Origin of the sequence: Ilyomonas limi (genome assembly GCF_005233845.1) — a bacterium.
GTDB classification, from domain to species: Bacteria; Bacteroidota; Bacteroidia; order Chitinophagales; family Chitinophagaceae; genus Ilyomonas; species Ilyomonas limi.
On record NZ_SZQL01000012.1, the window covers coordinates 166,769 to 182,398 of the forward strand.

General features: G+C 41.3%; 13 protein-coding genes. 6 read left to right on the plus strand and 7 right to left on the minus strand.

The window, feature by feature from the left end:
- Positions 1-8 precede the first annotated feature (8 nt).
- Both FC093_RS15305 and FC093_RS15310 read right to left on the minus strand, forming a co-directional pair.
- Complete coding sequence (locus tag FC093_RS15305) at positions 9-821, minus strand: alpha/beta fold hydrolase (protein ID WP_137262673.1); 813 nt, start codon at positions 819-821, stop codon at positions 9-11.
- A 169-nt stretch (positions 822-990) separates the two neighbouring features.
- Positions 991-1,848, minus strand: coding sequence for a sigma-70 family RNA polymerase sigma factor (locus FC093_RS15310; RefSeq protein ID WP_137262674.1), 858 nt, complete (start codon positions 1,846-1,848; stop codon positions 991-993).
- Positions 1,849-2,136: 288 nt separating this feature from the next.
- Here FC093_RS15310 and pgi point away from each other — a divergent pair, with 288 nt between their 5' ends.
- From pgi to FC093_RS15330, 4 genes are all read left to right on the plus strand, one after another.
- Positions 2,137-3,786: a glucose-6-phosphate isomerase gene (gene pgi, locus FC093_RS15315; RefSeq protein WP_137262675.1), complete on the plus strand. Its 1,650-nt coding sequence runs from the start codon at positions 2,137-2,139 to the stop codon at positions 3,784-3,786.
- Positions 3,787-3,895: 109 nt separating this feature from the next.
- The gene (locus FC093_RS15320) at positions 3,896-4,951 is read left to right on the plus strand and encodes a WD40/YVTN/BNR-like repeat-containing protein (protein ID WP_137262676.1); all 1,056 of its coding nucleotides are present in this window, start codon (positions 3,896-3,898) and stop codon (positions 4,949-4,951) included.
- Positions 4,952-5,221: 270 nt separating this feature from the next.
- Entirely contained in the window at positions 5,222-5,410 is a 189-nt protein-coding gene (locus FC093_RS15325) for a CsbD family protein (RefSeq protein ID WP_137262677.1), read from the plus strand.
- A gap of 110 nt (positions 5,411-5,520) precedes the next feature.
- On the plus strand, positions 5,521-6,393 hold the full coding sequence (locus tag FC093_RS15330) for a DUF72 domain-containing protein (RefSeq protein WP_170971110.1): 873 nt from the start codon (positions 5,521-5,523) through the stop codon (positions 6,391-6,393).
- A 4-nt stretch (positions 6,394-6,397) separates the two neighbouring features.
- On the opposite strand, the gene FC093_RS15335 is transcribed toward FC093_RS15330, so the two are convergent.
- A complete protein-coding gene (locus tag FC093_RS15335) occupies positions 6,398-7,633 on the minus strand; it encodes a dicarboxylate/amino acid:cation symporter (protein WP_137262679.1) in 1,236 nt (411 codons plus the stop codon).
- Between the two features lie 102 nt (positions 7,634-7,735).
- On the opposite strand from FC093_RS15335, the gene FC093_RS15340 reads away from it, so the two are divergent.
- A complete protein-coding gene (locus tag FC093_RS15340; RefSeq protein ID WP_137262680.1) occupies positions 7,736-8,185 on the plus strand; it encodes a hypothetical protein in 450 nt (149 codons plus the stop codon).
- Positions 8,186-8,194: 9 nt separating this feature from the next.
- Here the strand turns inward: FC093_RS15340 and FC093_RS15345 are convergent, their stop codons facing one another.
- Complete coding sequence (locus FC093_RS15345; RefSeq protein WP_137262681.1) at positions 8,195-10,084, minus strand: ABC-F family ATP-binding cassette domain-containing protein; 1,890 nt, start codon at positions 10,082-10,084, stop codon at positions 8,195-8,197.
- 445 nt (positions 10,085-10,529) lie between these two features.
- Here FC093_RS15345 and FC093_RS15350 point away from each other — a divergent pair, with 445 nt between their 5' ends.
- Complete coding sequence (locus FC093_RS15350) at positions 10,530-12,494, plus strand: M4 family metallopeptidase (RefSeq protein WP_137262682.1); 1,965 nt, start codon at positions 10,530-10,532, stop codon at positions 12,492-12,494.
- A 136-nt stretch (positions 12,495-12,630) separates the two neighbouring features.
- Here FC093_RS15350 and FC093_RS15355 read toward each other — a convergent pair whose 3' ends face one another.
- The 3 genes from FC093_RS15355 to FC093_RS15365 form a co-directional block, all read right to left on the minus strand.
- On the minus strand, positions 12,631-13,476 hold the full coding sequence (locus tag FC093_RS15355) for a hypothetical protein (protein ID WP_137262683.1): 846 nt from the start codon (positions 13,474-13,476) through the stop codon (positions 12,631-12,633).
- Between the two features lie 147 nt (positions 13,477-13,623).
- Positions 13,624-14,673: a sensor histidine kinase gene (locus tag FC093_RS15360; RefSeq protein ID WP_137262684.1), complete on the minus strand. Its 1,050-nt coding sequence runs from the start codon at positions 14,671-14,673 to the stop codon at positions 13,624-13,626.
- Between the two features lie 53 nt (positions 14,674-14,726).
- On the minus strand, positions 14,727-15,419 hold the full coding sequence (locus FC093_RS15365) for a response regulator transcription factor (RefSeq protein WP_137262685.1): 693 nt from the start codon (positions 15,417-15,419) through the stop codon (positions 14,727-14,729).
- Positions 15,420-15,630: the final 211 nt, after the last annotated feature.

Here is a 15,630-nt window from a genome sequence, read left to right on the forward strand (position 1 = left end):
AAAGAAACTTATTTATCATCATCAAAGAACGATGCAATTAAAGGCGCGTAATTCTCACGTAAAAAATAATGCCCGGTATCCAACAGCTTTATAGTGGTATAATTTTCTAAACCTTTTGTAAATAAAATACCTTTATCTGCAATAATAATTTTATCACTTTTACCAAACACCATTACCACCGGAATACGATATTTTACTATCTGGTTTTTGAGGAGGTTTAGGTTAGGCTGAAAATACCGCGTGCCCATCCACCGGTAATAAATAGCCATCCGCGACGTTTCACTGCTCATATATAATTCCGCCATATTAATATACCCTTTGCTGATGGCGCCTCTGGCGTGTAACTGTTTTGCTAAGGAAAAAAGCAGGCGCGGATTTCTCATGCTTTTGTAAAAGATATTTCTGCCAACAATAGTATGTGTGGCAAAGCGATACAAAAAGTTTTTGTGCAGCCCGTCCGGCGCCAGCAGCACCACTTTTTGTATTTGTTCGGGTATTTGCTGCAGCAGACGCAGGGCAATTCTGCCACCCATGCTGTAACCCAGGAGGTAAAACTTATCGTGATTTTTTGGCAATACCTGTTTTATTATTTCAACCAGTTTTTCCACTGTAAAATTTTCCTGCTTATTCCACATCGTATCGCCATGAAAGGGCAGATCAAAAGCTATGAGCGTAAACTTGTTGCCGAGGAAAGGCTCCAGTATGCCCCAGCGGTAGCCTGTCTGACCAAAGCCATGAAAACACAGCATATAGCGATTGCCCTGTCCATATTTTTTGTAAGCAATAACGCTGTTTTTATAAACAACCTTTTCCTCCTGCATATAAGCTGCAAAATAACTGTAAAGAAGTTTGCCGCAAACAACCTTTGTATAATAGAGATATTAAAATTTCATATAAGACAAGCGGTGTTGCTGCCAGGAAGCTCATTATCAAAAGCAAAGAGCCGGCAATATTTGCCGGCTCTTTATTAATAATACTTTGTAAAACAAATTATCCCAAATACGCTTTCAGCGCATTGCTGTACCTTGCTTTTTGCAGGCGTTTGATGGCACGTTCTTTAATCTGGCGGATACGTTCTTTGGTCAGGTCGTACTTCATACCAATTTGTTCAATGGTATTGCCGCTTTCTCCATCCAGTCCAAAATAAGCATTCACAATTTCTGCTTCTCTGGGTGAGAGTGATTTAAGTACGCGGCGGATTTCTTCGCGCAGCGAATCTTTCATCACATCATCATCGGTATCGTCGTTACCTTCCAGCAGGTCGCCCATTGCTACGTCTTCGGCTTCATGCACGGGTGCATCCAGCGAAGTGTGGCGCGTGTTGCTCTGGAAAATGTTGTTGATTTCCGTTTCGCTCATTTCAAGAATATCAGCCAGCTCTTCGGTAGAAGGTTCGCGCTCATGTTCCTGTTCAAAAGCCATGTAAGCCTTATTGGCTTTGTTGTAGGTGCCAATTTTGTTTTGAGGCAGGCGGACTAATCTGCCCTGCTCTGCCAACGCCTGCAGGATGGACTGGCGAATCCACCATACTGCGTACGAAATAAATTTAAAGCCCTTGGTTTCATCGAAACGCTGGGCTGCTTTTATCAAACCGAGGTTGCCCTCGTTGATGAGGTCGCTAAGCGAAAGGCCCTGGTGCTGGTACTGCTTAGCCACAGATACCACGAAACGGAGGTTGGCCTGCACGAGTTTGTCCAGTGCTCTCTGGTCACCCATCTTGATCCGCTGTGCCAGTGTGGTTTCCTCTTCGGGAGTGATCATCGGAATCTTAGAGATTTCCTGCAGATACTTTTCTACGGCCTGCGAGTCACGATTGGTGATCTGGGTGGCAATTTTAAGCTGCCTCATAGTGGTTACTTGCTTGTTTTATTTTAAAATCGAATCTATTAAGCATTTTAGCCGGTTGCACCGCTGTTTACAAATCAGCAGGCAAAGTTACAAAAAATATTTGTCCCCGTTAACTGAAAATTATCAATAATTTCTTATATTTCTCGCCCGGCTTTTGTGTAATGCCCATTTTCGCTCCAATTATCCCCAATTTTTACCAAACCCTTCTTCGATATGCAAAACGCCTATCTTCGTACTTTAGCTGTTTAATAACAACAAACCAACATACAGAAAAGTACTGTTACAATTATGTTTCCAAAAATCAATCCCACCACTACCCAGGCCTGGCTATTGCTGAGAAGGCATTTTGAAGAGGAAATGAGCCGCACCCACATGAAAGATTTGTTTGCCAGAGATGCAGACCGCTTCTCTAAATTTTCGCTCACGGCTGAAGGAATTTTATTTGATTATTCTAAAAACATCATTACTGCCAAAACGCTGCAACTACTGCTGCAACTGGCAGAGGACTGCAAACTGAAGGAAGCCATTGAAGCCATGTTCAGCGGGGAAAAGATTAATGAAACAGAAAACCGCTCGGTACTGCACATTGCTTTGCGCAACCTGAGCAACAAGCCCATTTACAGTGATGAACAGGATGTAATGCCGGAAGTAAATAAGGTGCTACAGCAAATGAAAGATTTTTGCGAAAAAGTACATACCGGCGAGTGGAAAGGGTATTCGGGTAAAAAGATAAAATACATTGTAAATATAGGCATTGGCGGCTCCGATTTGGGACCCGTGATGGTTACTGAAGCCCTGAAGCCGTATTGGCTCGAAGGCATCCAGGCTTATTTTGTAAGTAATGTAGATGCCACCCATATTGCCGAAACACTGAAAAAAGTAACGCCCGAAGAAACATTATTTCTCATTGCCTCCAAAACCTTTACCACGCAGGAAACAATGACCAATGCCCGCACGGCGCGCGACTGGTTTTTGAAATCGGCAATGAATGAAGAGGACGTTGCCAAACATTTTGTGGCCTTAAGCACCAACGAAAAAGAGGTGATAAAATTTGGTATTGATCCGGCAAATATGTTCCAATTCTGGGATTGGGTGGGCGGCCGTTATTCGCTGTGGAGTGCTATTGGTTTGTCTATCGCATTAACCGTTGGCTTTGATAATTTTGAAAAACTACTGAAAGGTGCTCATACCATAGATGAATATTTTAAAAACACTTCTTTCGATAAAAATATTCCGGTGCTGATGGGCTTAATTGGTATATGGTATATCAACTTTTTTGGTGCACAAACCGAAGCTATTTTGCCCTACGACCAATACATGCATCGCTTTGCAGCCTATTTTCAGCAGGGTGATATGGAAAGCAATGGCAAGAGTGTAGATCGCACAGGTCACCGCGTTTCTTACTCCACTGGTCCGGTTATCTGGGGCGAGCCTGGAACCAACGGGCAACATGCTTTTTACCAGTTAATTCACCAGGGCACCATCCTTATTCCCTGCGATTTTATTGCACCGGCAATCAGCCACAATCCTATTGGTGACCATCACGAAAAGCTGTTGAGTAACTTCTTTGCGCAAACAGAAGCCCTGATGAATGGCAAAAACGAAAAAGAAGTAAAAGCCGAGCTGGAAGGCATGCCCGAAGATACGATGAAGAAGCTTGTATGTTTTAAAGAGTTTCAGGGAAATAAGCCTACTAACTCCTTTTTGCTAAAGGAAATAACACCGAAGTCACTCGGCAGTTTGATAGCTTTGTACGAGCATAAAATTTTTGTACAAGGCGTTATCTGGAATATATTTTCGTTTGACCAATGGGGCGTAGAACTGGGCAAGCAACTCGCCAACAAAATTTTGCCCGAGTTGAAAAATGACGAAGAAATAAAAAGTCATGATTCCTCTACAAATGGATTGATAAATGCGTATAAAACTTTGCGTCAGTAGCCTTTATTGCACACGGATGACACGAATTGCACGAATTGCACGAATTGTTCTGATACGAATGACATGAACTGAACGAATTTTTGGAACACGGATGACTAAGATTACATACATGGATAAACAAAATTTATTAATTCGTGCAATTCGTGTCATCCGTGCTTTTGAAATTCATGTTTTATTAGTGTTCCTCTTTTTATTCATAGCTTTTTATTCCCGTGCGCAAACTATTCAGGTGCTTACGAGTGGCGCAAACACTTCGCTACGCGGATTAAGTGTGGTGAATAATAGTGTACTATGGGCGAGCGGCAGTAATGGTACGGTGGCGCGCTCTACTGATGGCGGTAAAACCTTTAACTGGATAACTGTAAAAGGCTATGAGCAGCGCGACTTTCGCGATGTGGAAGCTTTTGATTCCAATACAGCTATCATCATGGCAATCGCTGAGCCGGCAATTATTTTAAAAACACTTGACGGTGGGAAAACATGGAAGAAAGTATTTGAAGACAGTACGAAAGGGATGTTTTTGGATGCAATGGATTTTGCTGGTGATTATGGTGTTGTGGTTGGCGACCCAATAGATAAAAAAGCTTTTATTGCAGTAACAGAAGATAGCGGCAATCATTGGCATTCCTCCTCATTGCCTTACGCGTTAGATAGTAATGAAGCTTTTTTTGCATCGAGCGGCACTAATGTAAAATTGAATTTTGATTCATTTGAAAGAATATATAATCATGTGGCAGTAAGCGGTGGTTCGCAATCCAACTTGCTTATTGATAAAAAATATAAATTGCCCTTGCTGCAAGGAAAAGAGACGCAAGGTGCTAATTCTGTTACTATTAATCCAAAAAATAAAAGAATAGTTGTAGTTGGGGGTGATTTTAAAAATGATAAAGAATCAGCAGGTAATTGCGTATTAGTATCACTTAATAAAAAAATTAAAATTGAAGTTCCCCAAACCCCACCACATGGCTATCGTAGCTGCGTTGAATTTATAAACGACAAACAACTTATCACCTGTGGCACTTCCGGCGTAGATATTTCTAATGATGGGGGCATGAACTGGACACTTATTTCACCGGAGAGCTTTCACGTTTGTCAGAAAGCGAAAGAGGGCAATGCCGTATTTCTCGCAGGCAAAAACGGGCGTATTGCCAAACTATACTTTTAATAGACTTTTCTTTTTGCCAGCTATTCATGCTTAAACTGCTTCTTTCTTTTCATATTTATCCATTATACATCTGCTGCTTATCTGCATACATAACTAATGCGCATTTTTATTCATTTTGCTTTTTTTGAGTATTGCTTTTTCATGGAGGCTGTATTTTATAAACCGATTTGATAAAAAGCTATAGAATATCTCCTTACATTTAAGAAAATTATGCGCTTTGGCATGGTAATCGTTCCAAAAATGTATTACAAACAATTAAATCTTTGCACTATGGACAAGCTGGAAATAAAAGGTAAATGGAATGAATGGAAGGGTAAGCTGAAGCAGGCACATGGTGACCTGACTGATGATGATCTTGAATATAATGAAGGTAAGGACGATGAGTTTTGGGGTAACCTGCAGCAGAAGACGGGTAAAGCAAAGGATGACCTCATTAAGTGGTTGAGAGATGCAGGATAAATAGGTAACTCCCTTGTAAAGAACCATAATAGATTCTGCTTATCTTTATCAAAAGGTATTTGTTATTACCTATCCTGCATATGGAATTTGGAAAAACAGATCCGGAACAATTGAAATCAATAAACCTTTCGCTGCCGCCCGAACCGGTAGCGAACAAGGCATTACTTGCTAAAAGCAATAAGAAAGAACAAAAGATTTACGTAGGCTGCCCTGAATGGGGCAAGAAAGAATGGGTAGGTAAATTTTATCCTTCCGGTACGCAGGAAAAAGATTTTTTGTATGCCTATGCACGCTTATTCAACTGCATAGAGTTAAACACTACTTACTACCAGATACCGGCTGTAGCGCAGGTGCAAAAATGGAGAGCAACAGCCGGTCCTGGTTTTAAATTCTGCCCTAAATTTCCCCAGTTTATTACGCATGTACAGCGCCTTACCAACTGTATGGCAGAAACCATTGCATTTATTAATGCCATCAGCGCTTTTGAAGATAGTTTAGGCCCGTTGTTCTTAATGCCGCACCCACAAATGGGTCCGAATGCTTTAGGAATCATTGAAAAATTTATTGCTAAACTGCCCGCTGATTTAGACTTGTTTCTGGAGCTGCGACATCCTTTATGGTTTGCTAATGGACTTAATAAGCAACTCTATGACATGGCAAGACATTACGATGTAGGATTGATTATAACCGATGCTGCCGGCCGGCGCGATTGTGTGCACATGTACTTAACCAAGCCCGAAGCATTTATACGTTTTGTAGGTAATGAGCTACATCCCACAGATTATGCACGTATTGATGAATGGGTAAACCGCATTAAGTTGTGGCTGGATGAAGGCTTACCTTCGCTGTACTTCTTCATGCACCAACACAACAGGGTAGATGCGCCGGTACTGAATAAGTATTTGGTAGAAAAGCTGAATGAAGTTTGTCATTTGCATTTGCCTGTTCCGCAAATGCACGATGCGCAAGGTGTGTTGTTTTAATACCTTATTGCAATACTGCTGCTTTGTCCATATCTATTTCTTTCTCCCATTTAGCCATAATAACCGTGGCAGTTGCATTGCCAATAATATTGGTGATAGCTCTTGCTTCGCTCATAAAACGGTCAATACCTAAGATAAGCGTAAGTCCGGCTACCGGCACATGTCCCACGATTGGGAGCGTGGCAGCCAGGGTAATAAAACCGCTGCCTGTAACACCCGCCGCTCCTTTGGAAGTAACCAGTAAAACCAGCAACAGCGATAATTGATGACCTACATCAAGTGGTGTATCGGTGGCTTGTGCAATAAACACGGCTGCCATCGTAAGGTAAATAGAAGTGCCATCGAGATTGAAAGAATAACCGGCAGGAATAACCAGTCCAACAACAGAAGGCGAGCAACCTGCATTCTCTAACTTTTCAATCAGCGGCGGTAAGGCAGATTCTGATGAAGACGTACCAAGCACAATCAGCAATTCACTTTTAATGTAAGAAAGTAATTTGAAAATACTAAAACCAAACAGCTTTAATACGGCGCCCAATACAACAATAATAAATAATAAACAGGTGAGATAAAAAGTAATCATCAGCCCGGCAAGTGGTTTTAATTGTGCTATGCCATACGCACCAATGGTATAACTCATAGCACCTAAAGCGCCTATCGGCGCCGTTTTCATAATGATATTAATAACAGCAAACAAGCCATGCGAAACCGATTGTATAATAGCAATTGCCGGCTGTGCTTTGGTGCCAATTTTGGATAAACCAAAACCAAATAAAACCGAAAAGAATAATACCGGCAGCAGGTCTGTTTGGGTAAAAGCGCCCACTATTGTTTCAGGGATGATATGCAATAAAAATTCGGTGGTGCTTTGTGGTGCGTGTTGCTTTATACCGATGGCAGATGCATCCAGCGTGGCGGCATTGATGTGCATGCCGCTGCCGGGATGAAAGAGGTTGATTAACAGCAATCCAATCAGCAAAGCCAGCGTAGTCATTACTTCGAAATATACGAGCGATTTGATGCCCACACGTCCTACTTTTTTTCTATCTTCCATGCCGGCGATGCCTGTAACAATAGTGCAAAAAATAACAGGCGCAATCATCATTTTTATCAGCCTGATAAATGCATCGCCCAACGGCTTTAACTGCACGGCAAAATTGGGAAAGAAATGCCCTAGTAAAACGCCGCCAACAATGGCCAATAATACATAGAAGTAAAGACTGCCTGTGATTCTTCGCATTAAAAGTGCTGGTTTAAATATTATAGTGCAAAGAAGTAAAAAACCAATACTTTTCCGTTTTCTTTCTGCATTATTCTTAAAAATAGTTGTCAAATCTGGTTTATGGGAAATTTGGGCTTTCAGGAATTATTGCTTTTAGCATTTGTATTGGTATTTATGGTGACTGTCATTTTATTCCTGATTACTTTACAAAATACTCTAAAAGCAGTTGAACCCGAAAATCGCACCATGAATCCGGGTAACGTTTGGCTGATGCTGATCCCATTTTTCAATGCTATTTGGGTGTTTATAGTAGTGAATGCAATAGCCAACAGCAGCCAAACGCAATTAGAGCTGTATGGCGAGTATAGTGGGCAAAAAGTTACTTATAATATTGGTATGGCATGGGCAATTTGTTCAGTGTTAAACTGGGTTCCAATAATAGGTTTAATTGCCGGTTTTGCCGCTCTTATTTTGTTTGTAGTTTATTGGATAAAAGTAAATGAAACAAGAAAGCAATTGCTTGTACTAAAGCAGTTACACGAAAGCAGGGAAGATGCTTCTATCTTGTAGCATCGTTTACTACATCATCTCACTCAATTCCAGCCAGCGCATTTCTTTAGCGTTTATTTCGTTGGCAATATCACCAATGCGGTTGCTCCACAAGGTTATCTGGTCGTAAGGCGCATCGGCATTGCCCAACTGCTGCTCCAATTGTTGCTTTTCTGCCTCCAGCGCTGCAAGCTCTTTTTCCAGCATTTCAAATTCCCGTTTTTCTTTATAGCTCGGCTTGCGTTTACTGTCCACACGCATTGGTGGCTGATTGCTGTTGCTTTGTTGAATAACAGGTTTTGCTTCAGCAACTACCTTCTTTGCTTCATTTTGCTTTTCTTCCAATCGATATTGCGTGTAGTTGCCGGGGAAGTCCCTTACCACACCATCGCCTTCAAACACAAATAAATGGTCTACCAATCTGTCCATAAAATAACGGTCGTGCGAAACAATGAGAAGGCAGCCCTGATACTCACTTAAGAAATTTTCGAGCACTGCCAATGTGGGTAAATCAAGGTCGTTTGTTGGTTCGTCTAATATTAAAAAGTTAGGATTGCGGAACAAAATAGTAAGCAATTGCAGCCGCTTTTTTTCGCCGCCGCTTAATGAATTCAAGTACGTGTATTGCTTTTCGGGCGGAAACAAAAACAGCTCTAAAAATTGCGCCGCACTTAAACTGCCACCCTTAGCTAATGGGAAACTTTCGGCAAATGTTTTTACATATTCAATCACACGCAGGTTGTCTTTTATTACCAATCCCAGTTGCGAAAAATTGCCAAAAATTACTGTATCCCCAAGGTTTACTTTGCCGCTGTCGGGCTGTTCCAGCCCTTGAAGTATGTTTAAAAAAGTAGATTTACCAACGCCATTTTTGCCAATAATACCAATGCGTTCACCTTTGCTGAATGTATAATCAAAGCCTTTTAAAATGGGTTTGTCGCCGTAACTCTTATACACTTTTTTCAGTTCGGCTACTTTGCCACCAAGCCTGCTCATTTTTACTCCTAACTGCATTTGCGCATCAGCTATTTTTTGTTTGGCTTTTGCTTCCACTTCGTAAAAGTTGTCCTGCCGCGATTTGCTTTTGGTAGTGCGTGCCTTAGGTTGCTTGCGCATCCATTCCAGTTCTTTGCGATATTCATTTTTAGCTTTATCAATACTCGCATTTTCACTTTCCAGGCGCGCTGCTTTTTTTTCTATATAATTTTCGTAATCGCCCTTATATACGTACATATTGCTCCTTTCCAGTTCCCATATCTCACTGCACACTGCATCTAAAAAATAACGGTCGTGTGTCACCAGCAACAGCGTTACATTTTCCTGGTTCAGATAATGTTCCAGCCATTCAATCATTTCCACATCAAGATGGTTGGTTGGTTCGTCCATCATCAGCAGGGTGTGCTTATGCTCAAAGCCTATATCTATAAGGGTTTTAGCGAGTGCCACACGTTTGCGCTGCCCGCCACTCAATTCACTTACTATGTTTTGTAAATGATGAATATTCAGCTTGCCTAATATCTGCTTTACTTTAGCTTCAAAGTTCCAGGCGCCCAATTCATCCATTCTGGTAATCGCCGCTGCAATCAGGTGTCCGTCATTACTTTCTTCTGCATCTTCATATTGCCGTATGGCATCCATTACCGGGTGTGCCGTATGAAAAATATTTTCCAGTACTGTTTTCGCTTCATCAAACTTCGGGTCCTGCTCAAAGAGTGCTACTGTTACTTCTTTATTTATCCAAAGCTTGCCTTCATCTACTGTTTCGCTGCCGGCAAGTATGCGCAGCAGTGTGCTTTTGCCTACGCCATTGCGGGCAATCAGCGCTATCTTGTCGCCTTCATTTATATTGAAAGAAATATTTTGAAACAAAGGCGTTACCCCAAAACTCTTCGTTAATCCTTCTGCTGAAATATAATGCATGGCGCAAAGATAAGCGAACGAAGTGCGATACATAAAAGCGACACGTACTATACTGCCAGCTAAATTGCGCCCGGTTTTTCAGGAGGTGCTACCCGCCGGTAACGCTCTGTTGGGTGGTGTCGCACCTTCTGGAATAAGATTGTGGTCTCAGGTATTATTTAGTTGGCAGTGTACTTGCAATATGGTAAGCCTTTCAATTGCACTTCACGAGGTGAAGAACTATAAAAAATTACCAGGCTTTCTTTGGGTAATTTGCAGTCACCGTAGTAATAATAAACGATCAACTTTCCGGTTCAACATATAGTTAGTGTTTTTTATATAAACTAACAACTGGTTTCTTTTGCCCGCCTCAATCGTCTTTTTACCGATCATTTATCAATTTTAATGCTTATAGAACTGTTAATTTAAAATTTATCTATACTTTCCTGCTCTAAATCAATTGCTAATGAAAAAACTTCTATCCTTCTCTTTGCTTGCTACGATTGGTATTGTTCAATTTGCACATGCACAAACTATCACCAAAAAACTACAAGACATTAAGGGATTGCATCCCACGTATCTCGAATTTAGTGCTGCTGATGCACCTGCTTTTATAAGAGGCAATGTTTGGGTGCAGAATGAAAAACAAAAAATGGTACAGCAGGCTGCCAGGCTGCTGCGCAGCTCTACCGATGCACTTGGTTACACCAATTATCGTTATCAGCAAACCATCAATGGTATTCCGGTAGAAGATGCCGTATATATACTGCATGTAAAAGGTGGTAAAGTATTGGCAGAAAATGGCCGCTGGGCAAAAGATTATCCCAACAATCTGGCGGTGAGTGCTGCTTTAAACGAAGCGGCTGCGTTGCAGCGTGCTTTGAATAAAATTGGTGCAAAAGAGTATAAATGGCAAAATGCCGCCGAAGAAGATTACCTGAAGCAGGAGACCGGCGACCGCAGTGCTTCTTACTATCCAAAAGGCACGCTGGTGTATTTTTCTGCAGGCGAAGATGTATCGGCACAAGACCTGCGGCTTGCTTACAAGTTTGATGTGTATGCTACTACGCCGCTGGTGCACAAATATGTATTTGTAGATGCTGCCAATGGTACTGTGCTGGGCACTAAAGATTTGATACAACCCGTTGATGGCACTGCTGAAACAGCTTATAGCGAAACACAGCAAATTAGTACTACTAAAAATAGTGCCGGCAGGTACATACTCAAAGATAAAGTAAGAGGCAAAGGTATTGTAACGATGAACATGAAAAAAGGGACTGACTACAGTGCTGCCGTTAACTTTGTGGATAATGATAACAACTGGAACAATGTAAATGCTGCAAAAGACCAGTATGCTACCGATGCCCATTGGGGGGCAGAAATGACATATGATTTTTATAAAGACGTATTTAACCGCAACAGTATTGATGATAATGGTTTTGCCATCAAAAGTTATGTTCACTACGATAAAAACTATTTCAATGCTTTTTGGGATGGCGAAAAAATGACGTATGGCGACGGCGATGCATCCAATAATAATCAGCCGCTTACAGCAATAGATGTATGCGGACATGAAATTACGCATGGGTTAACTACTTTTACTGCTAACCTCAACTATAGCAATGAATCCGGCGCACTCAACGAAGGCTTTAGCGATATATTTGGTACCTGTGTAGAAGCTTTTGCCCGTCCTGAAAAGAAAGACTGGCTCATTGGTGGTGACTTTGGCGCTATCCGCGATATGAGCAATCCAAATGCTTTCTCACAGCCCGATACATACAAAGGTAAAGCCTGGGCAAAAGGCCTGCTGGCATGGCTCGATAACGGTGGCGTACATACCAACAGCGGGGTATTGAACTATTGGTTTTACCTGATAAGCGAAGGCGGCAGCGGCACCAACGATAATGGACTGGCCTATAATGTAAAGGCAATTGGTATAACTAAAGCACAGGCTATTGCCTATCGTACTTTAACTACTTACCTCGTGCCAACATCGGTATATAAAGATGCGAGAATGTATTCTATACAGGCCGCCAAAGATTTGTATGGTGCCAAATCTTTTGAAGTAAACCAGGTGACTAAAGCCTGGAATGCTGTGGGCGTAAAAGCAACTACTGCTACTGCTACCATAGAAAACGATGCACCGATAGCTGCTGTAAATCCAGCACTCAAAATAGCAAATGATATAAAAGTTTTCAGCATATACCCCAACCCGGTTAAGAACCGGTTTGCTTTGGAGTTTACGCAGGCAAAAGCCGGTAAAGTATATGTAGATGTGTATAACATGGCTGGCACCAAAGTACACGAAGAAGTAATAGCAGCAATTGCAGGTGCAAACCGCATATCTGTTGCACTGCCTCAATTGAGTGCAGGTAATTATATTGTAAAGCTGAATAACGGTAATGCCACTACCATTCAGGTAGTGCAATAAGAACCGGATTTTTGAGATGTAAGCATGAATGGTATGAAAGAAAATAAAGGATGATTGTTGTGTATTCTTTATAGCTCTGTTTACAAATAAAGAAGGTTCCGAAGCTTTGGTGCGTCGGAACCTTCTTTATTTATTGCTATCCTTTATGCTTTTGCGATGCAATACAATAGTTGTAACCTACCTGAAGGTTGGTAAGCCGGTGACCAAATGAACACTGGATGAATGGTGTATGCTGCTTGAAAGTGTATGCGCCGGACAGCGTAATGTAATTGTACCGGCGCGGCGGCGCTTCGTAAAAGTAGGTGAGCTGTGTATTTCTATAATCTTTACCTGCAATCCAGCTATACGTTAAGTCTATATTGAACCATTCCTGTTTTCTGGATTTGATAGATAACTCGCTGCCAAAGGACAAAGTATTAAGTGTGCCGCTGGTTGCCAGCCCGGTTATAACAACCGAATCGTTGTACAGATCTCTTCTGAACCTTTTATAATCCCCAAACTCTTGTTGAAAAGAAGGTGAAAAATGAAGTATGCGCCATTCACTGCCATTCTCCAATGGTAAACAATACAATATACCGGCATTCAGGTTGAAACTGCCAAAATAGTAAGCGCCGGTATGCGCATTGATGTAGCTGGTATCGAAGTTGGGATTAACAACATAACCCTCCTTAAATGCTCTTGCATGATATAAACCGCTGCTAAGCCCTGTGCCATACCATACTTTCCACCTTGCAAACTGGTGGGCATTGTAAATATTACCCTGCCAGGTATATACATCATCATGCAGGTTTTGATTGGTGCTTCCAAAAGTAATGGTGCTATTGGCATATAAGCTGCTTTTTACACTGTCCGACATAAAAGGCAACGTGCGATAGCTATTGCTGCTGCCATACATGGGGCTTACGTAATATGAACTAGTGCGGCAACTTGTAAACAGGAATAATGAAACCAGGTATATAATACAGTAAGCAGTTAATCTCATAAAGAGTTTTGTTTTAAAAAGACGCCTGCCAGCAGGTAACTGCTGCTTAAAACATAATTTTTAGTTGTAAATTAAATCAGGACTGGTTAGTCTTTATCTTTTTATCTCTTCGTGCACCTTTTTGCGTGTACACGGTTCCAAAAAACATTACTCTTTTTTAGTTTCCAAAGTAAAGCCTATAGTGGTGCCCACATCGGGTTTGCTGCGTACATGAATAACCTGTCCGTGTGCTTCTATAATGTGCTTGCAAATAGCCAGTCCCAGGCCTGTGCCGCCAATATCCCGGCTGCGGGCAACATCGGTGCGGTAAAAACGCTCAAAAACGCGGGGTAAATGCTCGGCGGCAATACCAATACCATCATCGCCAATCTCTATCAGTGCATGTGCTTCATCAGTTTTATAAAAGCTTGCGGTAATGTGTCCGCCATAGCGACCATACTTGATGGCATTCTCCACTAAATTAAATAATACCTGCTTTATTTTTTCTTTATCAGCATATACAAACAGCGGCGGTTCGCAGCCTTTTTTGATAGTAGCTTTAATGTTTTTGGCATTGGTAAGAATATACAAAGATTGGTACACTTCCCTTATCACCTCCTGAATAACAAATTTTGTTTTATTAATACGTTGCTCGCCGCTTTCCAGCCTGGATATTTCATCTAAATCATTTACTAAGTTTACCATGCGCTCCACATTACGGGCGGTGTTTTGCAAAAACTTTTTGTTCAATCGGGCATCTTCCATGGCGCCTTGCAGCAGCGTTTCCACATAGCCTTGTATAGCAAAAATGGGCGTCTTAAACTCGTGCGATAAGTTTTGCAAAAATTCCTTGCGGTATGCCTCATTAGTTTTTAGCATTTCTATCTCTTCCCTGCGTTGCTGCGCCCACTTGGCCACATCTTCCTGCACTTCATCAATGCTCTTTTGCGGCAATACATACTTGTAGTAGGTTTCTTCCTTTTTGGTGGCTTTTGTTTGATAAATGAATTTATAAATGAGTTTTATTTTTCGATAAATAAACCATTGCAATACAAAACGGATAAGAAAATAACTGCCAAAAAAAGTAACAGCAATAGCTACCAGCGCAATCACCGGATGCGAGCTGACAATAAAGAAAACGATGCCTTCGGGTATTGATAAAATCAACGCCGTAAATAGCGATAACTGGTTGGGCGTAAGATTTTTTGTTTCAAACATAATAATGATTAACAGGCTGGTGGAGGGCTACTTGTAAAGTACATCTACATATATCAACATTCAAATTTGTAACCAACGCCTTTTACGGTAGTAATGCAGTCAACACCCATCTTTTGCCTTATTTTACGGATATGCACATCTATAGTGCGGTCGCCCACAATTACGTCAGTGCCCCATACAGTGTTTAAGATTTCGTTGCGAAGAAATACCCTGCCGGGCTTGGATATAAGCAGGTATAATAGTTCAAATTCTTTTTTAGCTAATGTTACTTCTTTACCATTGACCGTTACTACAAAGCGTACCGGATCTATGATAATACCGTCAGACTGTAAAGTCTTATTTTCGGCTATCTCGGCAAGCGGCTTGCCTGTTCTTCTAAACAGTGCATTGATGCGGCTTACCAATACTTTGGGACTCACCGGCTTACTAATGTAATCATCGGCGCCTATTTCCAGCCCTTTGATGTGCGAAACATCATCGTTTACAGCAGTTAAAAATACAATGAGTGTGTCATCAAATGCATCCTGTGCGCGCAGCGTGCGGCATACTTCAATGCCTGTTTTGTAAGGCATCATGATGTCGAGAATAATTAATTGCGGCATTACTTCTTTTGCCTTTTCCAGTGCTTCTTTACCATCGCGTGCAGTATAAATGTCATAGCCTTCTTTATGTAGATTGAAGCCGATAATTTCCAAAATGTCAGGCTCGTCGTCTGCAATCAAAATTTTTTTCCCGGTACTTTCCATTAACGATTTGTTTACACAAAATTAAAATTCATTTATCAGTGCCTGTATGTTGCCGCATTATATTATTGTTAAGCAAAAAGTATGGCGTTTGGTTATATTTTTGCTTCATTGAACCACCGTTTTTGATTTTTTTTGAACCACAAAGGCACAGGGAACAAAAAGGGACACAAAGCGTAGCATAAAATACTTTGTGTAACGCTATCTGCCGGCA